We start from the raw sequence: 20384 nt of genomic DNA, 5'->3' as shown, positions 1-20384 counted from the left end.
GGACCATGGGCCGGTGACCGCCGCACCACCCGCCGTCGCCGCCGCCGCGACGGGCACCTGCCCCGACGCGCTCGCCGACCTCGTGTCCGACGGCGACGTCGTCGTCCTCTCCGGCGCCGGGCTGTCCACCGACTCCGGCATCCCCGACTACCGCGGGGCGACCGGCAGCCTGCGCCGGCACACCCCGATGACCTACCAGACCTTCACCCGCGACCCGCGCGGCCGGCACCGGTACTGGGCGCGCAGCTTCGTCGGCTGGCGGCAGATGCGCGCGGCGCGGCCCAACGACGGGCACCGGGCGGTCGCCGACCTGCAGGCCGCCGGGCTGCTGGCCGGCGTCATCACGCAGAACGTCGACGGGCTGCACCAGGCGGCCGGCGCGCGCGACGTCGTGGAGCTGCACGGCGGCCTCGACCGCACCGTCTGCCTGGGCTGCGGCGACGTCGCCGACCGCGGCGAGCTGGACCTGCGGCTGCAGGAGGCCAACCCGGGCTTCGGCCCGCGCGCGGACGAGGTCAACCCGGACGGCGACGCCGAGCTGCCCGACGAGGTGCTCGACGGCTTCGTGATGGTGGGCTGCCTGGTCTGCGGCGAGGAGCTGCTCAAGCCCGACGTGGTCTTCTTCGGCGAGACGGTGCCGCGCGACCGGGTCGACGGCTGCTTCGCCCTGGTCGAGGACGCCGGCAGCCTGCTGGTGCTCGGCTCGTCGTTGACGGTCATGAGCGGCTACCGGTTCGTGCTGCGCGCGGCCAAGCTCGGCATCCCGGTCGCGATCGTCAACGTCGGCCCCACCCGCGGCGACGAGAAGGCCGATGTGCGGGTGGACGCGCCGCTGGGCGACGTCCTGCCCGCGCTCGCCGCCCGGCTGGCCGGATGACGCCGGAGCGGACCCCGGACGGGCGGTACGTGGTCGTCGACGGGCGGCGCTGGCGGACCGACGACCCCGCGATCCCGGACGACGTCCGCGCCCGGCTGCTGCACCACCTCGGCGTCGCCCGCTCGGCGGTCCGGAACGCGGCGGACGACGACGCGCGGACGGCGGCCCGGGCGCGGGTGCAGGCGGCCAAAACCGGCCTGGGGGAGCGCGGCACCCCCTGGTGGGAGCAGGACGACGCCGCCCGGCGCGAGCGGTGGGAGACGGCGCTGCGGGCGCTCGGCGGTTGAGGGAGCGGACCCCCGGGCAGGAAGCTCGGCGATGCAGACCTTCGTGCCGGTGGCCGACTTCGAGGAGAGCGCGCGACTGCTGGACTCCCCGCGGCTGGGCAAGCAGCGGGTCGAGACGCTGCAGATCCTGCGCGCGCTCGAGCTGCCCGACTACGGCTGGGCCAGCCACCCCGCCGTCCTCATGTGGAAGGGGCGCACCCCGGCCCTGACCGCCTACGGGCTGGCGATGGCGCGGATCTGGCGGGAGCGCGGCTTCGCCGACACGACCGAGGCGCAGATCGGCGAGTTCGCGCCGGAGGTGGTCGGCCGCAGCCAGGCCGAGCTCGCCGACGCCGGGCTGCTCCCGTCCTGGATCGGCAACGAGGAGCTGCACCGCTCGCACCGGTCCAACCTGATCGCCAAGGACCCGGACTTCTACCGACCCCGGTTCACCGAGCTGTTCGGCCCCGAGCCCGACGACCTGCCCTACCTCTGGCCGGGTCCGGACGAGCTCCCGCCGGCCCCCGAGCCGGAGGGCGTGCCGGTCTGGGTGGCGCGGCCGCGGAACCACAACGAGCTCGGCGCCTGCCTGGCCGCCGGCGTCGTGGGGCTGGGCACCCAGTCCGGGATCGACGTCGATGCCACCGGCCTGACGCCCGGGGAGCTGCGGGCGCTGTCCAGGGAGATCTCCGGCCGGCGGCCGGCCAAGGACCTGCGCCAGCTGTCGGCCTTCCTCGACGAGGTGCGGCCGGGGGACCCGGTGGCGCTGCCGATCGAGCACGGTGCGGGGCTGCTGCTCGGTGAGGTGGTGGGCGGCTACCTGTTCCAGGGGCGCGAGCTGCTGCCGCACCGGCGGCCGGCCCGCTGGGACCGCGTCGTGCCGCGGTCGGCGGCGCGCCCGCCGGCGACGCTGCAGGACCCGCGGGCGCTGTTCCGGGTGGTGCTGGACCCGGCGGCGCTCAGCTGACCTCAGGCGAAGGGCAGTCGGACGTTCTGCAGCCGCACCTGGCCCCGCGCGACCAGCTTCCCGTCCTCGGCCCGGGTGAGCAGCACCTGCCACAGCTGCTGGGTGCGGCTCTGCTGCAGGGGCTCGGCGACGACGTCGACCCGGCCCTCGCCGACCGAGCGGATGAAGTCGGTGTTGTTGTTGACGCCGACGGCGAACTCGCCCTTCTCCTGCACCGCCAGGCTGGCGCCGATGCTGGCGGCGGACTCGACGACCGAGCAGTAGACGCCACCGTGCACGACGCCCCAGGGGGTGTGCTGGTCGGGGCCGAGGTCGACGGAGCCGGTCACCCGCGTGCCGGTGGACTCCGCGACATCGAACTTCAGCGCGGCGACGAACGGGCTGGTGGCGGTCAGGTCCACCGACCGCGGCTGCTCGCTCACGCGTCCCACACCAGGCAGAAGGGGTGACCGACCGGGTCGGCGTAGACGCGGAAGTCCCCGCCGCCGCCGGGCAGCTTCCGCGCGCCGAGCGCCAGCACCTTCGGCTCCGCCTCGTCGACGTCCGCGACCCGGATGTCGAGGTGGTACTGCTGCGGCCGGTCGGGGTCCGGCCAGTCCGGCGGCTGGAGATCCGGCGCCTGCTGGAAGGCGATGCGGTAGCCGGCGCCGGTGATGACCACCCAGTCGTCGCCGGGATCGCCCTTCACCTCCATGCCGAGGAGTTCGGCGTAGAAGCCGGCGAGCGCGTGCGCGTCGGGTGCGTCGATGACGACGGAGTGCAGCTGACCGATCATGGGCCCATCCTGGCGGCCCCGGCGTCCGGTGCGCGAGCCCGGTGGCGCAGGATCGGGGGGTGCCGACCGCTCCCGTGCTCGGGTCCCTGACCTGGCTGCCCGCCGCCGACCGCACCGACCTGCTGGGCGCGCCCGTCGCCGCCGCGCTCGCCTCGCTCGCCGGCCCCGCGTGGGTGGCCGAGATCGACGACGACCTGGCCGACACCGCCGCCTTCACCGAGGCCTACGGCGTGCCGCTGGAGGCCTCGGCCAACTGCGTGGTCGTCGCCGCCCGGCGGTCCGGGCAGACGACGATGGCCGCCTGCCTGGTGCTGGCCACCACCCGCGCCGACGTCAACGGCCTGGCCCGCAAGCACCTCGGCGCCCGCAAGGCGTCCTTCGCCCCGCAGGACGTGGCGGTGGCCGAGAGCGGGATGGCCTACGGCGGCATCACCCCGGTCGGGCTGCCCGGGTCGTGGCCCGTGCTCGTCGACGCCGCGGTCGCCGCCTCCGACCTCGTGGTGGTCGGCTCAGGGACGCGCGGCAGCAAGCTCGCCGTCCCCGGTGCCGTGCTGGCCGCGCTGCCCGCCGCGGAGGTGCTCGACGGGCTGGGGCAGCCGCTGGCGGAGGCGCCGGCGGCCGCGACGCCGCCACCGGCCCCGGTGCGGGCGCCCGACGACAGCGACGTCGGCTGGGGGGAGCGCCCGCACGACCCCTCGGACGACGACCGGCGCTACCTCGAGGACCGGCCGCCGCACTGGGGCTCCGACTAGGCGCTGCCCGTCCTCCCCACCCCGCCCTCGCTCCGGTCCGGGCCCTGCTGCTGAGCGCGCAGCAGGTCGCGGATCTCGGCGAGCAGCTCGACCTGGGTAGGTGCGACCGGGCCGGCCTCCTCGCCGCGCCTGCGCCGCTCCACGATCGTCTTCATGGGCAGCACCACCACGAAGTAGACGACCGCCGCGGTCAGCACGAACGTGATGACCGCGTTGACGAACGCCGCCCAGTCGAAGACCTGGCCGTCGACGGTGAAGGTCCCGCCCTCCAGGCCGCCGCCACCGACCAGGGCGATCAGCGGCTCCAGGAACGAGGCGGTGAACTGGCCGACGACGGCGGTGAAGGCGGCGCCGATCACGACCGCGACCGCGAGGTCGACGACGTTGCCGCGCAGCAGGAAGTCCTTGAAGCCCTTGATCATGCGGTCATCCACGCACATCGCGGGCGCCGGTGCACGCACCGTCACGGGGGCGGCAGGCTGACCGTGAGGGTGGCCGTCGCCGCGGAGACGGCCAGCCGGCCGGCTGTTCCCGGGTCGACCGCCACCAGCAGCAGGCCGGCCGACGGGTCGCCGTCACCGCTCCCGGCCGCGAGCACCAGCGCGTTCTCCGCGACCAGCTCCGCTCCCTCGGCACCGTCGGCGACGGCCAGGACGTCGACCCGGTCGCCGGTGCGCACCAGCGCGGCCACAGCGAGGTCGGCCAGGCGCACCGGCGCCGCGACCTGACCCGTGGGGAGACCGGCGGTCAGGCCAGGCCCGACGAGGCGGGCATCGGTGAGCGGTTCACCGGCTCGGACGGCGCCGGCCAGCACCCGCCCGACCAGCACGGCGGGGGCGGCGACCACACCGGCGGGCACCGCGTCCGGCGGGAGGCGGGCGACGGCGAGGTCGGCGACACCGAGCGAACGACCCGACGGCAACCCGTCGGCAGCAACCACGACACGGACGGGCACCGGGCCGGCCGAGGGCGGCGGCGCCGGTCGCAGGGCGAGCGCGAGGGCCGCCAGCCCCAGCAGGACGGCGGTGGCCTGCCGGGCGGCGTGCACCGGGGAACGGGGACGGCGGAGACGCGGCACGCCGCCGAGCCTGGCGCGGCGCGGCGGCGTGCGGTGGTGGAGCGGAAGAGCTGTGGACGGGCCCGTCCGTTGTGGACGGGCCGGCGTCAGCTGGCGGCCTTGGACCCGCTGCCGGAGGTGCCCGACGAGGACGAGGACGGCGACGTCGACGGGGTGCTGCTCGACGTGGACGAGGAGCTGTCCGCCGGCTTGCTGCTGCTCGTCGAGGCGGTCTCCGAGGACGACGAGCTCTTGCGGCTGTCGGTGCGGTAGAAGCCCGAGCCCTTGAAGACGACGCCGACCGAGCCGTAGACCTTGCGCACCGGGGCGCCGCACTCGGGGCACTCGGCCACCGGTGCATCGGTGAAGGACTGCACGACCTCGAACTGGTGCCTGCCCTCGGGGTTGGTGCAGGCGTACTGGTACGTGGGCACTGGCGGTGGTCTCCCTGGTCGAGCGGAGTGGCGCGGGGCTGGCACTCCGCCCCGTCGACTGCCAATGATGCGCCATGCGGCGGCGGCGCGTCCACGTGCGTGGGTGAGCGTCACGTCGCACGGGGCAGTGGAAGCCCCTCCGCGGACAGGTCCCGGCTCATCGGGTGAGGGCCAGGCAGATCCAGCAGGGCGGCCACTCCTCGCCGCCGTCGTCCGGCCAGCACCAGTCCAGCGGGTCGAGCAGCACCACGGGCGCCAGGCAGGCCGCCCGCCCGAGGACCAGCCCGTCGCCGCCCACCGCGTGCAACCGTCCTGTCGGCATCGGCACGGGTTCCCCCGACCACAGGCGCAGGGCCAGCCCGTCGGCACCGACGATCCACCGCGCCCCGCCCACGGCGCCCGGGCCGTGCGCCGTGCCCTCGTGGCTGGTCGTCATGCACCCCTCCGGCCATCGATCCGCCGCCCGTCCGGTCCATGACCGCACCGGTGCCGATGCCCCCGCAAGGGTCGGTGCGCATCCCGGCTCACGACCGCGCGCGGCGGACCGGAGCAGGCCGCCACTCCTCGTCCCGCGGCTCCCCCGTCGCGCGCCCTGCGCCCGTGCGCGGCGTGTGGTAAGGCGGTGGGGGACCGGGTGCCGGCCCGGCCGAACGGCGAGGAGGGTCCCTGGCGATGCCCCGCGCAGAGACGGTCCAACGCCTCGAGGTGGTCACCCGCGACGTGCTCCGCGCGCACGAGTCGATCCGCGACACGTTCGCCGGTCACCGGCTGCACATCCGCGGCAGCCAGGAGAACTTCCGCTACCGGCAGTCGACCGCGACCGCGGGCGAGCTGGCCGTCGACTCCCTGCACCACTCGATGGGCGTCCGCGAGGACGTCGACCCCGTGCAGGGCATCTGGGTCGGGCTGGTCACCGGCGGCCAGTTCGGCCTCACCCGCGCCGGGGAGGAGGTGCGCGGCCGACCCGGTGACGTGGTGCTCTTCCCCCAGGGGGTCCCGTTCACCTGCGAGTGGCAGCTGATGAGCCTGCAGGTGGTCCGGCTGCCCGCCCCCCGAGCTCGCCCGGCGGGCAGCCGGGGCGACGGGGACCGACCCGGCCGACTTCCGCCTGTGCGGCATGTCCCCGATCTCCGCGGCTCTCGGCCGCCACTGGGCGCACACCATCGGCTACCTGCACTCGCTGTTCGCCGGCGATGACCCGGCGGTGGCGCACCCCCTGGTGCGCTCCGCCGCCCTCGACACCGTCACCGCGGCGCTGCTCGCCGCCTTCCCGACCAGCACCACCGCGGGCGCTCCCGACGGCCCGGCCGCGTACGCCTTGCCCGCCGCCGTGCGACGGGCGGTCGACTTCATCGACGCGCACGCCGACCAGCCGCTGGCGCTCGACGACATCGTCCGGGCGGCCGGCATCGGTCCGCGCGCCCTGCAGGAGGCCTTCCGCCGGCACAAGGGCACGACCCCGACGGCGTACCTCCGCGACACCCGGCTGGAGCGGGCGCACCGCGAGCTGCAGGCGGCCGACCCGACGAGCGGCGCGACCGTGGCCGCCGTCGCCGCCCGCTGGGGGTTCACCCACCGCGGCCGGTTCGCCGCCGCGCACCAGCAGGTCTACGGCCGTTCCCCGCTGGAGACGCTGCTGTCCTGACCACCGGAGCCCGGCGCCGGGACCGTCGCCACGGGGCTGACACCCGTGCCGGTGGTGCGGCACGATCACCGGCGTGACCGAGCGGCCGCCCCACCTCGCGGACCGCGCCCGGCTGCGCCGGGTCCGCGACCGGATGGACCGGGAGTACGCGCAGCCCCTGGACGTCGAGGCGCTCGCCCGCGGCGCGCACATGTCGGCCGGCCACCTGTCCCGGGCGTTCAGGGCGGCGTACGGGGAGTCGCCCTACGCGTACCTGATGACCCGCCGCATCGAGCGGGCGATGGCGCTGCTCCGGCGCGGCGACCTCAGCGTCACCGAGGTCTGCTTCGCCGTCGGCTGCTCGTCCCTGGGCACCTTCAGCACCCGCTTCACCGAGCTGGTCGGCGTGCCGCCCAGCGTCTACCGCCGGGAGGTCGCGGCCGCCGCCGAGGGCATCCCGTCGTGCGTGGCCAAGCAGGTCACCAGACCGGTCAGGAATCGAGAAGCGCAGGTCGCGGCGCCGTCCCTAGCGTGATCGCCATGGACATCACCATCCACCACACCTTCCTCCCGCACGACGACCCCGACGCCTCCCTGGCCTTCTACCGGGACGCGCTCGGCTTCGAGCTGCTCAACGACGTCGGCTACGGCGGTATGCGCTGGCTGACCATCGGCTCCCCGGCCCAGCCCGGGCCGACGATCGTGCTGCACCCGCCGGCCGCCGACCCGGGCATCACCGAGGACGAGAAGCGCACCATCGCCGAGATGATGGCCAAGGGCACCTACGCCTCCATCGTCCTGGCGACCAAGGACCTCGACGGTGCCTTCGACCGGATCCAGGCCACCGGCGCCGAGGTCATGCAGGAGCCGGCCGACCAGCCCTACGGCGTCCGCGACTGCGCCTTCCGGGACCCCGCCGGCAACACCGTCCGCATCCAGGAGCTGCGCTGAGAACGGCCCGCTCGCGCAGTCACCCTGTCGGACACCGCTGGTAGACAGCGGTCACCCGCGACGCGATCCCTGGACAGCTGGAGGACCGATGAGCACGGCCACGACGACCGACCCGCAGGCGCCGGAGCGGCACGTCGCCGACAGCCACGACCTCATCCGGGTGCTGGGCGCGCGGGTCAACAACCTCAAGGACGTCAGCGTCGAGATCCCGAAGCGCCGGCTGACGGTGTTCACCGGCGTCTCGGGATCGGGCAAGAGCTCGCTGGTCTTCGACACGATCGCCGCCGAGTCGCAGCGGATGATCAACGAGACCTACAGCGCGTTCGTGCAGGGGTTCATGCCGAACCTCGCCCGCCCGGAGGTGGACCTCCTCGAGGGCCTGACGACGGCGATCCTCGTCGACCAGGAGCGGATGGGCGCCAACCCGCGCTCGACCGTCGGCACCGCCACCGACGCCAACGCGATGCTGCGCATCCTGTTCAGCCGGCTCGGCCGGCCGCACATCGGCCCGCCCACCGCCTTCTCCTTCAACGTGCCGACCCGCAGGGCCAGCGGGGTGATGAGCACCGAGAAGGCCGGCGGGCGGGTCGACAAGAGCGTGGTCCGCGACGCCGTCTACCTGGGCGGCATGTGCCCGAAGTGCGAGGGCATGGGCGCGCTCAACGACTTCGACCTGACGGCGCTCTACGACGCCTCCAGGTCGCTGAACGAGGGCGGCCTCATGGTGCCCGGCTACAGCATGGAGGGCTGGTACGGCCGGCTGTTCCAGGGCGTCGGCCTGGACCTGGACAAGCCGATCGGCAGGTTCACCAAGAAGGAGATGCACACCCTCCTCTACGAGGAGCCGACCAAGATCAAGGTCGAGGGCATCAACCTCACCTACGAGGGCGTGATCCCGAAGGTCCAGAAGTCGATGCTGTCCAAGGACGTCGACTCGCTGCAGCCGCACGTCCGGCGCTTCGTCGAGCGGGTCGTCACCTTCACCACCTGCCCGGAGTGCGAGGGCACCCGGCTCACCAGGGAGGCGTTGGGCTCGAGGCTCCGCGGCAAGAACATCGCCGAGCTCTGCGCCATGCAGATCAGCGACCTGGCCGCCTGGGTGCGGGAGCTCGACGAGCCCTCGGTCGCCCCGCTGCTGGCCGGCCTGCAGCACCTGCTCGACTCCTTCGCCCAGATCGGCCTGGGCTACCTCTCCCTCGACCGGCCGGCGGGCACCCTCTCCGGCGGTGAGGCGCAGCGCACCAAGATGATCCGCCACCTCGGGTCCTCGCTCACCGACGTCACCTACGTCTTCGACGAGCCGACCATCGGGCTGCACCCGCACGACATCGAGCGGATGAACGACCTGCTGCTGCGGCTGCGCGACAAGGGCAACACCGTCCTCGTCGTCGAGCACAAGCCGGAGACCATCGCGATCGCCGACCACGTGGTCGACCTCGGCCCCGCAGCCGGGACCGGCGGCGGCGAGATCGTGTACCAGGGCAGCGTCGACGGGCTGCGCGCCAGCGGCACGCTGACCGGCCGGCACCTCGACACCCGCGTGGCGCTCAAGCCGGCGGTGCGGACGCCGTCCGGCGCCCTCGAGGTGCGCGGGGCGAGCACGCACAACCTCCGGGACGTGGACGTCGACATCCCGCTCGGGGTCCTGACCGTGGTCACCGGGGTGGCCGGCTCGGGCAAGAGCTCGCTGATCCACGGCTCGGTGGCGCCGCGCGAGGGCGTCGTGGTGGTCGACCAGGGGGCGATCCGCGGGTCGCGGCGGAGCAACCCGGCCACCTACACCGGGCTGCTCGAGCCGATCCGCAAGGCGTTCGCCAAGGCCAACGGCGTGAAGCCGGCGCTGTTCAGCTCCAACTCCGAGGGCGCCTGCCCCACCTGCAACGGCGCCGGGGTGATCTACACCGAGCTGGGTGTCATGGCCACCGTCGAGTCGCCCTGCGAGGAGTGCGAGGGCAAGCGGTTCCAGGCGTCGGTGCTCGAGTACACCCTCGGCGGCAAGGACATCGCCGAGGTGCTGGCCATGCCCGTCAGCGAGGCCGAGGAGTTCTTCGCGTCCGGCGAGGCCCGCACGCCGGCCGCGCACACGATCCTCGACCGGCTCGCCGACGTCGGCCTGGGCTACCTCACCCTCGGCCAGCCGCTCACCACGCTGTCCGGAGGTGAGCGGCAGCGGTTGAAGCTGGCCGCGCAGATGGCGGAGAAGGGCGAGGTCTACGTCCTGGACGAGCCGACCACCGGCCTGCACCTCGCCGACGTCGAGAACCTGCTCGGCCTACTCGACCGGCTGGTCGACGGCGGCCGGTCGGTGATCGTCATCGAGCACCACCAGGCGGTCATGGCGCACGCCGACTGGATCATCGACCTGGGCCCCGGCGCCGGGCACGACGGCGGCCGGGTGGTCTTCGAGGGCACGCCGGGCGACCTGGTGGCCGACCGGTCCACTCTCACCGGGCAGCACCTGGCGGCCTACGTCGGCGCCTGATCCGGGACGTGGTGCGGCCGCCGGCGGCGGCGCAGGAGACGGTGTCGTCCGGCGTCGCCGCCGGTAGGTTGTGCCCCATGGGGGGCGGTGCTCCGGGAAGGCAGGGGACACGCGGTCCGGCCGCCGAGCTCGGTGCCGCGATGAGCCGGCTCGCGCGGGAGCTGCAGGGCGAGCACGGCGACGTCGAGGCGACGCTCCAGGCCATCACCGCCGCCGCGGTCCTCACCGTGCCGGGGGTCGACGAGTGCGGGATCAGCTACGTGATCGGCCGGGCGCGGATCGAGCCCCGGGCGGCCACGGGGCACCTCCCGCACCACGTCGACCTGCTCCAGCAGGAGCTGCGCCAGGGGCCGTGCCTGGACGCGGTGTGGGACCAGGAGATCGTCCGGGTCGACGACCTCACGTCCGACCAGCGCTGGCCCGAGCTGTCGCGGCGGGCCCGGGACATCGGCGTCGGCGGGATGATGTGCTTCCAGCTGTTCGTCATCGGTGACCAGCTCGGCGCGCTCAACCTGTACGCCCGGGCACCCCGCGCGTTCGGCGACGAGGCCGAGGACATCGGGCAGGTCTTCGCCTCGCACGCCGCCGTGGCCCTGGCCGGCGCCCAGCACGAGGAGCACCTGCGGGCGGGCATGCGCAGCCGCGACCTCATCGGCCAGGCCAAGGGCATCCTCATGGAGCGGCACAAGCTCACCGCCGACCAGTCCTTCGCCCTGCTCACCCGGATCTCCCAGGAGCTCAACCGCAAGCTGGTCGACATCGCCCGGGAGCTGGCCGAGACCGGCGACATCCCCGCGGGCGCCGGGCGCCGGGACTGAACCTCGCGCAGTACGGTCGCCCGGTGACGCAGTGGCTGGACGAGCAGCAGCAGCGGACCTGGCGGGCCTGGCTGTCGGTGGCCGAGCTCCTGCCCCGGGTGCTCGACGCGCAGCTCCAGCGCGACGCCGGGATCAGCCACGCGGCCTACGTGGTCCTCGCGATGCTGTCCGAGGCGCCCGACCGCAGCCGGCGGATGAGCGACCTGGCACGGCGGGCGAACCAGTCGCAGAGCCGGCTGTCGCACACCGTCGCCCGGCTCGAGGAGCGCGGCTGGGTGCGGCGCGAGCGCTCCGCCGAGGACGGGCGCGGGAACGTCGCCGTCCTCACCGACGCCGGCTGGGACGTCGTCGTCAAGCTCGCCCCGGGGCACGTCGACGCCGTCCGGGAGGCGGTGTTCGACCCGCTGACCGCCGGGCAGGCGGCGGCCCTCGGCGAGGCGCTCGAGGCCGTCCTCGAGCGCCTCGACCCCGACCACAGCCTGCGGCTGCGGGAGGGCGACGAGCTGCAGGCCTGACCGCTACCGGCCCAGGTGCCGGTAGCGGTGCAGCCGGCTGCGGAAGCGCTCGGTGTCGTCGCGGCCGAGCAGCCCGGCCAGCTCCTCGCCGAGCACCCGGCCCAGCCGGCGGCAGAACTCCACCGGCTCGTCCGCGGCGTCCGGCCGCTCCGGCACCACCCGGTCGACGATCCCGGCCCGCCAGAGGTCGGTGGCCCGCACGCCCTGGTTCGCGGCCATCTCGCCGGCGCGGTCGATCGTGCGGTGCACGATCGCCGAGGCGCCCTCGGGCGGCAGCGGGCCGAGCCAGCCGTTGGCCGCGGCCAGCACCCGGTCGGCCGGGACCAGCGCCAGCGCCCCGCCGCCGGTGCCCTGACCGAGCAGCACCGCCAGCGTCGGCGCCTTGAGCATCACGAGGTCCTCCAGGCAGCGGGCGATCTCGCCGGCCAGCCCGCCCTCCTCGGCCTCCTGGGACAGCGCCGCGCCGGGGGTGTCGATCAGCGTGACCAGCGGCAGCCGCAGCTCCTGCGCCAGGTGCATGCCGCGCCGCGCCTCGCGCAGCGCCGCCGGGCCCAGCGGCGCCGACATCGACTGACCGCGCCGGTCCTGCCCCAGGACCACGCACGGTGCACCGCCGAAGCGGGCCAGCGCCAGCAGCAGGCCGGGGTCCTTCTCGCCGGCGCCGGTGCCCGACAGCCCGACGACGTCGGTGGCCGCGGTCCGCAGCAGCCGCCGGACACCGGGCCGGTCCTGCCGCCGCGACGCGGTGACCACGTCCCAGGCGCTGCGGTGGTCCTCGGGGTCGTCGGCGTCGGTGCCGTCCTCGGGCCCGGGGCGCTCGGCGCCGCGGACGTCGACGTGCCAGGTCTGGCGGGCGGCCAGCACGCGCAGCGCCCGGTCGGCGACGTCGGCGATCTCCTCGTGCGGGACGACGGCGTCGATCAGGCCGAGCTCGGCCATGTGCTCGGCGGTCTGCACGCCCTCGGGGAACTTCTCCCCGTAGAGCGCCTCGTAGACGCGCGGTCCGAGGAAGCCGATCGAGGCGCCGGGTTCGGCGATCGTGACGTGCCCGGTCGACCCCCAGGAGGCCAGCACGCCGCCGAACGTGGGGTGGCGCAGGTACACGAGGTACGGCAGCCCGGCCTCCTTGTGCCGGGCGATCGCTGCGGTGATGCCGATCATCTGCAGGAACGCGACCGTGCCCTCCTGCATGCGGGTGCCGCCGGACACCGGGGCGGCCAGCAGCGGCAGCCCCTCGTCGGTGGCCCGCTCGACCGCGGCGATCAGCCGCTCGGCCGCGGCCACGCCGATGGAGCCGGCCAGGAAGCCGAACTCCCCGGCGACCACGGCCACGCGGCGGCCGCGCAGCCGGCCCTCGCCGGTGATGATCGACTCGTCCTGGCGGGTCTTCTCCGCGGCCCTCGCCAGGTCGCGGGCGTAGTCCTCGGGCACGTCGCGCCGGGGGACGGGGGAGTCCCACGACTGCCACGAGCCGGGGTCGAGGACCAGGTCGCGCAGCGCGCGGGCGTCGCGGCGCTCGCTCACGGGGTCTCGTCCCCGGACAGCCAGGCGCGGATGGCGTCGCCGTCGGCGCCGAGCACCGGCGGGGCGGCGTGGTCGCGGCGGGTGGTCTCGGTCTCGCCGTCCGGGCCGGGGGTGAAGAACCGCAGCGGCGGGCCGGGCAGCTGCAGGCGGCCGAGGGTCGCGTGGTCGACGTCGACCAGCAGGCCCTGGGACAGCGTCTGGTCCCAGGTGTAGACCTCGTCGATGGTGCGCACCTTGCCCGCCGGGATGCCGGCCGCGGCCAGCCGGGCGAGCAGGTCCTCGGGGGAGATGTCGGCGAACGCGCCCTCGAGCAGCGCGATGACCTCCTGGCGGCGGTCGACCCGCTCGCCGTTGGTCGCGAAGCCCGGGGCCTCGGCGTCCAGCCCGAACTCGGCGCAGAGCTTGCGCCACAGCGACTCGCTGCCGCAGGACAGCTGCACGCTGCCGCCCTTGCAGTGGAACAGCCCGTACGGCGCGATCGAGGGGTGGTGGTTGCCCTGCGCGCGGCCGACCGTGCCGCCGACCGTCCACGCCGTCCCCTGGAAGGCGTGCACGCCGACGATCGAGGCCAGCAGCGAGGTGCGCACCACCTGGCCGCGGCCGGTCCGCTCCCGCTCCATCAGCGCGGCGAGCACGCCGTAGGCGCCGTACATCCCGGCCAGCAGGTCGCCGATCGGGACGCCGACCCGCTGCGGGTCCTCCGGACCGGGCCCGGTCAGCGACATGAGCCCCGCCTCGCCCTGGGCGATCTGGTCGTAGCCGGCCCGGCCGCCCTCGGGGCCGTCGTGGCCGAAGCCGCTGATCGACAGCTGCACCAGGCGCGGGTTCAGGTCGGCCAGCACGTCGGTGCCGAAGCCGAGCCGGGCCAGGGTGCCGGGCCGGAAGTTCTCCATGAGCACGTCGGCGCGGCGGAGCAGCTCGGTGAGCAGCGCCTTGTCGCCCTCGTCCTTGAGGTCGAGGGTGATCGACTCCTTGTTGCGGTTGGCCGACAGGAAGTACGTCGACTCCCGGTCACCCGAGTCGGGTTGCACGAACGGCGGCCCCCAACCGCGGGTGTCGTCCCCGCTGCCCGGGTTCTCCACCTTGATCACCCGCGCGCCCAGGTCGCCCAGCATCATCGCCGCGTGGGGGCCGGCCAGGGCCCGGGTCAGGTCGACGACGAGCACGCCGTCCAGCGGTCCGGTCATGGATCTCTCCCTCGCTCGGTGCGGCTCCGGCGGCGGCACCCGCAAAGTGTCTCAGCGCTGAGGTAAATCTGGCCAGAGGCCCGTCAGAGCCAGCCGGGGACGACGAACACCAGCCAGGCCAGCAGCGGTCCGACGGCCACGACGATGCCGGAGTAGGCGAGGATCTGCTTGTAGAAGCGGTCGCGGTCGACGTCCTGCGCGTTGGCCAGGACCAGCGCCCCGTTGGTCGAGAACGGGCTCACGTCGACGATGGTGGAGGCCACCGACAGGGCGACGATCACGCCGACCGTGCCGATGTCGCCGTCCTGCAGGAACGGCACCGCCAGCGCGATGGCGACGCCGATGATCGCCGTCGACGAGGCGAACGCCGACACGATGCCGCCGATGTAGGCCAGCAGCAGCGCGATCAGCAGCGGCACGCCGAGCCCGATGACCGCCTCGCCGACGTAGTCGATCGTGCCCGCCTCCTGCAGCACGAAGACGTAGCTGAGCACGCCGGCGATGAGCAGCACCGTCGACCAGCTGATCTGGCTGACCGCGCCCTTGTGGCGGGCGGCCGCGAACAGCGCCAGGACCGTGGCGACGGTGATGGCGAGGAAGCCGATGTTGATGTCGAAGACCAGGGCCAGCACGGCGACGGCGGCCAGCCCGACGAGGGTCATGACCTGGTCGATGCCGACCTTCGGCGCGGCCTCGCCCCCGTCGAGGGCCGCGTCGTCCCCACCGCCCACCGCCGGGCCGGGCGCGGCCCCGTGGCCGCGCACCGTCGTCTCCTCGTCGGGCCCGGCCGCGGGGAAGGCGACCGCCACCTTGCGGCCGAGCAGCTGACGTCCGCCGAGCACGAAGAACAGCACCAGCGCGATGGCGAGGTTGAAGAACAGGCTGCCCAGGAAGACGGTGACCGGGCTGCCCTGCAGCCCCTCGTCCTCGACGATCGTGTTGACCGTGACGCCGTAGACGCTGATCGGCGAGAAGCCGCCGCCCTGGGCGCCGTGGATGACCATCATGCCCATCAGCAGCGGGCTGATGTCGTGCCGCGCGGCGAACGTCAGGGCGATCGGGGCGATGATCGCGACCGCGGCGGGGGAGAGGGCGCCGATCGCGGTGAGCAGCGCGGTGACCGCGAACATGATCCACGGGATCGCGGCCACGTGGCCGCCCACCATCCGGACCGCGCCCCTGACCAGCAGGTCGACCGTGCCGTTGTTCTGCGCGATCGCGAACAGGTACGTGACGCCGATCAGCGTCACCACCAGCTCGGCCGGGAAGCCGCCGAGGATGTCGTCGGTGGACAGCCCCACCGAGAGGGTGCCGATGACGAAGGCGGCCGTGAAGGCCAGCGCCCCCATGTTGATCGGGAGGAAGGTCGCGATCGCGAAGATCACGACCAGGCCGATGATGGTGACGATCTCAGGGGACACGGGCGGCGCTCCCACGGCGCAGGGGACGGGTCAGCCCACTGTGTCAGTGACCCGCGGGTAGCGCCTGCCAGCCGCCGGACGGGGTGACGACGGCGGTCACCCGGTGGTCGTGCGGCTCGGCGGGGAGCTCGTCGAGCAGCTCGTCGTCGAACACCACGGCGACGAGCACCGCGCCGGGCCGGGCGTGGGCCAGCGCCCGGTCGTAGAAACCGCCGCCGCGGCCGAGGCGCACGCCGTCGCGGGACACGGCCAGCGCGGGCACGACGACGACGTCCGCCGTCCCCACCGCGGTCGCCCCCAGCCGCGGGCCGACCGGCTCCAGCAGGCCGAACCGCCCCGGTGCCAGCCGGCCGGTGTCCACGGCCCACCCGAGCTCGCGGCCCTTGAGGGGCACCACCGGGAGGAGCACCCGGGCGCCGAGCTGGGTGAACGACGCCGGCAGGCGGCCGTGCCCGGGTTCGCTCTCCTCGGGCACGTAGGCGGCGAAGGTGCGCACCCGTGCCAGCCCGCGCAGGAGGGCCGTGGCGACGGCCGCCGCGGCCGCGGCCCGCTCGGCGGCGGGCCGGGCGCGACGGGCGGCCAGCACCCGCTCGCGGAGCGCGGACTTGGCCGCCACCAGGTCGGGCACGGTGGTCACGTCGGCAGGCTAGCTACGCTTCGGGCCATGACGAGCCCCGGCGCCCGCCACGCCCGCAAGGCGGTCATCCCCGTCGCGGGGATGGGCACCCGCTTCCTCCCGGCCACCAAGGCGATCCCGAAGGAGCTGCTGCCGGTCGTCGACCGGCCGGCGCTGGAGTACATCGTCGCGGAGGCGGCCCGCGCCGGGCTGCCGGAGGTGCTGATGGTGACCGGCCGGAACAAGGCCGCCATCGAGGACTTCTTCGACCGCGTGCCCGAGCTCGAGGCCGCCCTGGAGAAGAAGGGCGACGACGGCCGGCTCGCGGCCGTGCACTCCTCCACCGAGGTCGCCCAGGTGCACTTCGTGCGGCAGGGCGAGGCCAAGGGGCTGGGGCACGCCGTGCTGCAGGCCGCGGCGTTCGTCGGGCAGGAGCCGTTCGCGGTGCTGCTCGGCGACGACATCATCGACGAGCGCGACCTGCTGCTCGAGCAGATGCTCGCCGTCCAGGCCGAGCACGGCGGCTCGGTGATCGCGCTGCTCGACGTCGGCATGGAGAACATCGACAAGTACGGCGCGGTCGCCGTCGAGCCGACCTCGGACGGGCGCGACGTCGTCGCCGTCACCGGTCTGGTCGAGAAGCCGCCGGTGGACGAGGCGCCGAGCAGCCTGGCGATCATCGGCCGCTACGTGCTGGCGCCGGAGGTCTTCGAGGTGCTCCGCGAGACCGCCCCCGGCCGCGGCGGCGAGATCCAGCTGACCGACGCCCTGGCCACCCTCGTCGAGCGCGGCGAGCCGGTGCACGGCGTGGTGTTCAGCGGCCGCCGGTACGACACCGGCGACCGCCTCGACTACCTCAAGGCGGTCGTCCAGCTCGCCTCCGAGCGCGACGACCTGGGTCCGCCGCTGCGCGCGTGGCTGCACGAGTTCGTGTCCCAGCTGCCCCGGGATGGCGCGTCGCCGTCCTGACGGGGCCTCGCCGGGGCACGATCGGACGTCGGGGTACCCGGCCGGCTCCCGATCGGGGCCGGCGGTGCCGCGCAGGCCGGTGCCGCCGATCGGCGGTCGGCACGGCGGAACGACGGTGGTGAGGATGACGGGGCCTAGCGACGGCGAGCAGGGCGTGTCCCGGTACCGGGGGTACCGGGACACGACGCAGGTGGACATGCCGATGGCGCTGGACCCGCGCGCCCGTGCCGCAGCGCCTCCGCGCGGGACCGGTCCGGTCGTGGCCGCGCCGCGGGACACCGGCGGCATCCGCCCGCCCGTGCCGCGCGCGCCCCGGGCCGACTCCCGCCCGGTGCCCACCCCGGCGCAGCTGTCGGGCCCGGTGGAGCTGTCGATGCCGACGGTGGAGCGCCACCTCGACGAGATCCTGGGCGCGGCACCGCAGGTCGACCCCATCGAGCTGGCCGTCCTCGACGCGCAGGGCCTGCTCTGCGCCGAGGAGGTCGTGGCCGAGCGCCCGCTGCCCGCCTTCGACCAGGCCGCGCTGGCCGGCTACGCCGTCCGGTCCGAGGACGTCGTCGCCGCCACGGTGGCCGCGCCGGTCGAGCTGGCCGTGGTGGGGGAGAGCGTCGCGGGCGCGAGCGCGCCGTCGTCCATCGGGCCGGGGCTGGCGCTCAAGGTGGGCCCGGGCGCGATGATGCCCGCGGGCGCCGACGTCGTCGTCCCCGCCGTCTGGACCGACCAGGGCACCGTGCACGTGACCGTGCAGGCCGCGCCGCCGGCCGGCAGCTACGTCCGCCGCGCCGGGGACGACGTCGCCCCCGGCGACCCGGCCGTGCAGATCGGCACGCCGATCGGCCCGGCGCAGATCAGCCTGCTGGCCGCGGTCGGCCGCGAGCGGGTGCTGGTCCGGCCCCGGCCGCGGATCGCCGTGCTGTGCGCGGGCAGCGAGCTGGTCGACGTCGGCACCACGCCGGCGCCGGGCCAGGTGGTCGACGTCAACAGCTACGCGCTGGCCGCGGCCGCCCGCGACGCGGGTGCCGAGGCCTACCGCTCGGGCATCCTGCCCACGGACCGCCGCCGGCTGACCGAGGTGCTGGAGAGCCAGCTGCTGCGCAGCGACCTGGTGCTCATCGCCGGCACGTTCGCGCCCGACGGGTTCGACATGGTGCAGGAGGCGCTCGCCGAGCTCGGCGAGATGCAGTTCCGCCAGGTGACGATGCACCCCGGGCCGGTGCAGGGCTTCGGCCGGCTGGGGCGCGACCGGGTGCCGGTCATCTGCATCCCGGGCGAGCCGGTGGCCGCGCTGGTCGCCTTCGAGGTGTTCGTCCGCCCGGCCATCCGGCTCATGCTCGGCAAGCGGCAGCTGTTCCGCCGCACCGTGCAGGCCATCGCCGGGCAGCCGCTGGTCTCGCCGCTGGGCTACCGGCAGTACCTGCACGGCACCGTGATGCGCCACCCCGACGGCGGCTACGTGGTGGAGCCGGTCGGCGACGGCGGCGACGCGCTGCTGGCCCGCATGGCCCGCGCCAACTGCCTGATCGTGGTCGACGAGGACGTGACCGAGGTGGCACCCGGCGGCCTGGTCACCGTGATGCCGCTGCTCCTCGGCGGCTGATCCGTCCCGTGACGCAACCCGTGCCGCACCCCGGCTGGCCGGCGCGGCTGGCCTGGGGGCCGGTCGAGCTGCACCCCCTGCGCCGGCGCGACGCGGTCGAGTGGAGCCGGCTGCGGATCGCCAACGAGGACTGGCTGCGGCCGTGGGAGCCCACGACCAGCCAGGCGTGGGCGGTCCGCCACTCGCCGCAGGCGTACCGCGCGATGCGCCGCGCGATCGCCCGGCGGGCCCGGGTCGGGACGTCCGTGCCGTTCGCGATCCGCGTCGAGGGCCGGCTGGCCGGGCAGGTGACGGTGGACAACGTCGTCCGCGGCGCGCTGCGGGCGGGCTTCCTGGGCTACTGGATCGACCGCGAGGTCGCCGGGCGGGGGATGGCGTCGCTGGCCGTGGCGCTGGTGTGCGACCACGCCTTCGGCGCGGTGGGGCTGCACCGGCTGCAGGCCGACATCCGGCCGGAGAACGCGCGCAGCCAGCGGCTGGTCGAGCGGCTGGGCTTCACCCGGGAGGGCCTGCTGCGCCGCTACCTCGACATCGACGGCGACTGGCGCGACCACCAGGCCTGGTCGCTGCTGGCCGAGGACCTGCCCGGCGGGGTCCTGGCCCGCTGGCGGGAGACCTCCGGGACCTGATCGGTCCGCGACCTACCACGCGGAGGGGGTGGTGGCCGTGCCGTCGGTGTCGACACGCCGACTCGTCGTCACAGCCGCCACAGAACTGATCAGCGACACACCCGCGCGCCTCCCTCGATCGGGGGACGGGCCTGCATAACCTGCCGCTGCGAGTGACTCATGTGACAGGTGGTGTTGGGATGGGATCGGGCGTGCTCTTGGCCGCTCTGGTCGTGCTGTGGTTCGTCGTGCTGGTGCCCATGGTGGTGACCCGCGGCGACGGGCAGGACGCCCGGGCGGAGCTTGCCGACTCCGGCCGGACGCTCCAGCGCCGGCGGACCGTGAAGCCGGTCGTCTCCGCGCCGACCGAGCGGGTGCAGATCGACCGCGAGGCCCTGGTGACCAGCGGTGAGCTGAAGGTCGACGTGCACGCCCTGCGCCGCCGCGTCCTCGGCGGGCTGGTCGCGCTGGCCCTGCTGTCGGCCGTCGGCGCCGTCCTCGCCACCCCGTGGCTGTGGGCGCTGCAGGTCGTGCTCGACCTGGCCGTCGTCGGCTACGTCCTCGTGCTGCGCAAGGTGGCCCGCCGCGAGCGCCTGGCCGCCCGCCGGGCGGCGCGGGCCGCGGCCCGCGAGGCGCTGCGGGCCCGTCCCGAGGCGCCCGCCGCTCCGGTCGCCCCGGCCCCGCGGGTCGAGGCCCAGGTGCACGAGACGGTGGCCGCCCAGGTGCACCCGAGCGTGCCGCTGGCACCGGTCGCCCAGTTCCGCGGCCGGGTGGTCAGCGCCCGCACCCCGGCGCCGGCCGGCTGGCAGAACAGCGCCGTCGTCGGCCTGGACGACGACGACATCGGCTTCGCCGACATCGACGAGTACCAGCCGCGTCGCGTCGCCAACCTCTGAGCCGACGCTCCGGCGCCCCCGCTGGCGGCGCCGGAGCAGGCGGACGGT

At 74.9% G+C, this 20384-nt stretch carries 25 protein-coding genes; 15 read left to right on the top strand and 10 right to left on the bottom strand.

Annotated features, from left to right (window positions below):
* Nucleotides 1-13: 13 nt before the first annotated feature.
* From DQ241_RS09445 to DQ241_RS09435, 3 genes are read left to right on the top strand one after another with little or no spacing between them, the layout of a single operon-like run.
* Nucleotides 14-877, top strand: coding sequence for an NAD-dependent protein deacetylase (locus DQ241_RS09445; RefSeq protein WP_113829899.1), 864 nt, complete (start codon nt 14-16; stop codon nt 875-877).
* Nucleotides 874-1164 (top strand): biopolymer transporter Tol, encoded by a 291-nt coding sequence (locus DQ241_RS09440; protein ID WP_113829898.1) that lies wholly within the window; start codon nt 874-876, stop codon nt 1162-1164. The genes DQ241_RS09445 and DQ241_RS09440 overlap by 4 nt, the downstream gene beginning before the upstream one ends.
* A 31-nt stretch (nt 1165-1195) precedes the next feature.
* Nucleotides 1196-2110 carry an MSMEG_6728 family protein gene (locus DQ241_RS09435; protein WP_113829897.1) on the top strand — a complete coding sequence of 305 codons (915 nt, stop codon included), beginning with the start codon at nt 1196-1198 and terminating at the stop codon, nt 2108-2110.
* A 2-nt stretch (nt 2111-2112) separates the two neighbouring features.
* Here the strand turns inward: DQ241_RS09435 and DQ241_RS09430 are convergent, their stop codons facing one another.
* Together DQ241_RS09430 and DQ241_RS09425 are read right to left on the bottom strand one after the other, a co-directional pair.
* The gene (locus DQ241_RS09430) at nt 2113-2532 is read right to left on the bottom strand and encodes a PaaI family thioesterase (RefSeq protein WP_199584232.1); all 420 of its coding nucleotides are present in this window, start codon (nt 2530-2532) and stop codon (nt 2113-2115) included.
* Nucleotides 2529-2885, bottom strand: a complete 357-nt coding sequence (locus tag DQ241_RS09425; protein WP_113829896.1) for a VOC family protein — start codon at nt 2883-2885, stop codon at nt 2529-2531. Before DQ241_RS09425 ends, DQ241_RS09430 begins: the two co-directional genes overlap by 4 nt.
* Before the next feature lie 59 nt (nt 2886-2944).
* On the opposite strand from DQ241_RS09425, the gene DQ241_RS09420 reads away from it, so the two are divergent.
* On the top strand, nt 2945-3637 hold the full coding sequence (locus DQ241_RS09420; protein WP_113829895.1) for a YbaK/EbsC family protein: 693 nt from the start codon (nt 2945-2947) through the stop codon (nt 3635-3637).
* Here DQ241_RS09420 and mscL read toward each other — a convergent pair.
* The 4 genes from mscL to DQ241_RS09400 form a co-directional block, all read right to left on the bottom strand.
* Nucleotides 3634-4059 carry a large conductance mechanosensitive channel protein MscL gene (mscL, locus tag DQ241_RS09415; protein WP_113829894.1) on the bottom strand — a complete coding sequence of 142 codons (426 nt, stop codon included), beginning with the start codon at nt 4057-4059 and terminating at the stop codon, nt 3634-3636. The genes DQ241_RS09420 and mscL overlap by 4 nt on opposite strands.
* 41 nt (nt 4060-4100) lie before the next feature.
* Nucleotides 4101-4715, bottom strand: a complete 615-nt coding sequence (gene cpaB, locus DQ241_RS09410) for a Flp pilus assembly protein CpaB (protein WP_113829893.1) — start codon at nt 4713-4715, stop codon at nt 4101-4103.
* 86 nt (nt 4716-4801) lie between these two features.
* On the bottom strand, nt 4802-5128 hold the full coding sequence (locus DQ241_RS09405) for an FmdB family zinc ribbon protein (protein WP_113829892.1): 327 nt from the start codon (nt 5126-5128) through the stop codon (nt 4802-4804).
* A 157-nt stretch (nt 5129-5285) separates the two neighbouring features.
* Nucleotides 5286-5564, bottom strand: coding sequence for a hypothetical protein (locus tag DQ241_RS09400; RefSeq protein WP_113829891.1), 279 nt, complete (start codon nt 5562-5564; stop codon nt 5286-5288).
* A 236-nt stretch (nt 5565-5800) separates the two neighbouring features.
* Between DQ241_RS09400 and DQ241_RS09395 the strand changes: the two genes are divergently transcribed.
* From DQ241_RS09395 to DQ241_RS09365, 7 genes are all read left to right on the top strand, one after another.
* Nucleotides 5801-6325: a hypothetical protein gene (locus DQ241_RS09395; RefSeq protein WP_113829890.1), complete on the top strand. Its 525-nt coding sequence runs from the start codon at nt 5801-5803 to the stop codon at nt 6323-6325.
* Entirely contained in the window at nt 6246-6773 is a 528-nt protein-coding gene (locus DQ241_RS09390; protein ID WP_113829889.1) for a helix-turn-helix transcriptional regulator, read from the top strand. The genes DQ241_RS09395 and DQ241_RS09390 overlap by 80 nt, the downstream gene beginning before the upstream one ends.
* Before the next feature lie 73 nt (nt 6774-6846).
* Nucleotides 6847-7287 carry a helix-turn-helix transcriptional regulator gene (locus tag DQ241_RS09385; protein ID WP_233492334.1) on the top strand — a complete coding sequence of 147 codons (441 nt, stop codon included), beginning with the start codon at nt 6847-6849 and terminating at the stop codon, nt 7285-7287.
* 5 nt (nt 7288-7292) lie between these two features.
* Nucleotides 7293-7703 (top strand): VOC family protein, encoded by a 411-nt coding sequence (locus tag DQ241_RS09380; RefSeq protein ID WP_113829983.1) that lies wholly within the window; start codon nt 7293-7295, stop codon nt 7701-7703.
* Nucleotides 7704-7791: 88 nt separating this feature from the next.
* Nucleotides 7792-10185: an excinuclease ABC subunit UvrA gene (locus DQ241_RS09375; protein ID WP_113829887.1), complete on the top strand. Its 2394-nt coding sequence runs from the start codon at nt 7792-7794 to the stop codon at nt 10183-10185.
* Nucleotides 10186-10325: 140 nt separating this feature from the next.
* Complete coding sequence (locus DQ241_RS09370) at nt 10326-11003, top strand: GAF and ANTAR domain-containing protein (RefSeq protein WP_233492333.1); 678 nt, start codon at nt 10326-10328, stop codon at nt 11001-11003.
* Nucleotides 11004-11026: 23 nt separating this feature from the next.
* On the top strand, nt 11027-11518 hold the full coding sequence (locus DQ241_RS09365; protein WP_113829885.1) for a MarR family winged helix-turn-helix transcriptional regulator: 492 nt from the start codon (nt 11027-11029) through the stop codon (nt 11516-11518).
* 3 nt (nt 11519-11521) lie between these two features.
* On the opposite strand, the gene DQ241_RS09360 is transcribed toward DQ241_RS09365, so the two are convergent.
* The 4 genes from DQ241_RS09360 to DQ241_RS09345 all read right to left on the bottom strand — a co-directional run bounded on the left by DQ241_RS09360 (nt 11522) and on the right by DQ241_RS09345 (nt 16287).
* The gene (locus DQ241_RS09360; protein WP_113829884.1) at nt 11522-13042 is read right to left on the bottom strand and encodes a carboxyl transferase domain-containing protein; all 1521 of its coding nucleotides are present in this window, start codon (nt 13040-13042) and stop codon (nt 11522-11524) included.
* Nucleotides 13039-14229, bottom strand: coding sequence for a CaiB/BaiF CoA-transferase family protein (locus DQ241_RS09355; protein WP_113829883.1), 1191 nt, complete (start codon nt 14227-14229; stop codon nt 13039-13041). The genes DQ241_RS09360 and DQ241_RS09355 overlap by 4 nt, the downstream gene beginning before the upstream one ends.
* Nucleotides 14230-14312: 83 nt before the next feature.
* A complete protein-coding gene (locus DQ241_RS09350; protein WP_113829882.1) occupies nt 14313-15650 on the bottom strand; it encodes an SLC13 family permease in 1338 nt (445 codons plus the stop codon).
* Nucleotides 15651-15693: 43 nt separating this feature from the next.
* Nucleotides 15694-16287: a 5-formyltetrahydrofolate cyclo-ligase gene (locus DQ241_RS09345; RefSeq protein ID WP_113829881.1), complete on the bottom strand. Its 594-nt coding sequence runs from the start codon at nt 16285-16287 to the stop codon at nt 15694-15696.
* Nucleotides 16288-16314: 27 nt separating this feature from the next.
* Here DQ241_RS09345 and DQ241_RS09340 point away from each other — a divergent pair, with 27 nt between their 5' ends.
* From DQ241_RS09340 to DQ241_RS09325, 4 genes are all read left to right on the top strand, one after another.
* Nucleotides 16315-17235, top strand: coding sequence for a UTP--glucose-1-phosphate uridylyltransferase (locus DQ241_RS09340; protein ID WP_113829880.1), 921 nt, complete (start codon nt 16315-16317; stop codon nt 17233-17235).
* Nucleotides 17236-17359: 124 nt separating this feature from the next.
* Nucleotides 17360-18832: a gephyrin-like molybdotransferase Glp gene (gene glp, locus DQ241_RS09335; protein ID WP_113829879.1), complete on the top strand. Its 1473-nt coding sequence runs from the start codon at nt 17360-17362 to the stop codon at nt 18830-18832.
* Nucleotides 18833-18840: 8 nt separating this feature from the next.
* Nucleotides 18841-19461 carry a GNAT family N-acetyltransferase gene (locus tag DQ241_RS09330; RefSeq protein WP_199584229.1) on the top strand — a complete coding sequence of 207 codons (621 nt, stop codon included), beginning with the start codon at nt 18841-18843 and terminating at the stop codon, nt 19459-19461.
* Between the two features lie 191 nt (nt 19462-19652).
* Nucleotides 19653-20336 carry a hypothetical protein gene (locus tag DQ241_RS09325; protein WP_233492332.1) on the top strand — a complete coding sequence of 228 codons (684 nt, stop codon included), beginning with the start codon at nt 19653-19655 and terminating at the stop codon, nt 20334-20336.
* The last annotated feature ends 48 nt before the right edge of the window (nt 20337-20384 follow it).

The sequence above is a fragment of the Blastococcus sp. TF02A-30 genome (assembly GCF_003319185.1).
Lineage (GTDB): Bacteria > Actinomycetota > Actinomycetes > Mycobacteriales > Geodermatophilaceae > Blastococcus.
This window is presented reverse-complemented; position numbering and strand designations above follow the sequence as displayed.

What these genes read in the sequence shown, in the direction of transcription:
- DQ241_RS09370 (WP_233492333.1), top strand. Translation starts at nt 10,326, where the DNA reads ATGAGCCGGCTCGCGCGGGAGCTGCAGGGCGAGCACGGCGACGTCGAG.
- DQ241_RS09400 (WP_113829891.1), bottom strand. Translation starts at nt 5,564, where the DNA reads ATGACGACCAGCCACGAGGGCACGGCGCACGGCCCGGGCGCCGTGGGC.
- DQ241_RS09355 (WP_113829883.1), bottom strand. Translation starts at nt 14,229, where the DNA reads ATGACCGGACCGCTGGACGGCGTGCTCGTCGTCGACCTGACCCGGGCC.
- DQ241_RS09440 (WP_113829898.1), top strand. Translation starts at nt 874, where the DNA reads ATGACGCCGGAGCGGACCCCGGACGGGCGGTACGTGGTCGTCGACGGG.
- mscL (WP_113829894.1), bottom strand. Translation starts at nt 4,059, where the DNA reads ATGATCAAGGGCTTCAAGGACTTCCTGCTGCGCGGCAACGTCGTCGAC.
- glp (WP_113829879.1), top strand. Translation starts at nt 17,360, where the DNA reads ATGACGGGGCCTAGCGACGGCGAGCAGGGCGTGTCCCGGTACCGGGGG.
- DQ241_RS09380 (WP_113829983.1), top strand. Translation starts at nt 7,293, where the DNA reads ATGGACATCACCATCCACCACACCTTCCTCCCGCACGACGACCCCGAC.
- DQ241_RS09395 (WP_113829890.1), top strand. Translation starts at nt 5,801, where the DNA reads ATGCCCCGCGCAGAGACGGTCCAACGCCTCGAGGTGGTCACCCGCGAC.
- DQ241_RS09435 (WP_113829897.1), top strand. Translation starts at nt 1,196, where the DNA reads ATGCAGACCTTCGTGCCGGTGGCCGACTTCGAGGAGAGCGCGCGACTG.
- DQ241_RS09375 (WP_113829887.1), top strand. Translation starts at nt 7,792, where the DNA reads ATGAGCACGGCCACGACGACCGACCCGCAGGCGCCGGAGCGGCACGTC.
- DQ241_RS09390 (WP_113829889.1), top strand. Translation starts at nt 6,246, where the DNA reads ATGTCCCCGATCTCCGCGGCTCTCGGCCGCCACTGGGCGCACACCATC.
- DQ241_RS09425 (WP_113829896.1), bottom strand. Translation starts at nt 2,885, where the DNA reads ATGATCGGTCAGCTGCACTCCGTCGTCATCGACGCACCCGACGCGCAC.
- DQ241_RS09340 (WP_113829880.1), top strand. Translation starts at nt 16,315, where the DNA reads ATGACGAGCCCCGGCGCCCGCCACGCCCGCAAGGCGGTCATCCCCGTC.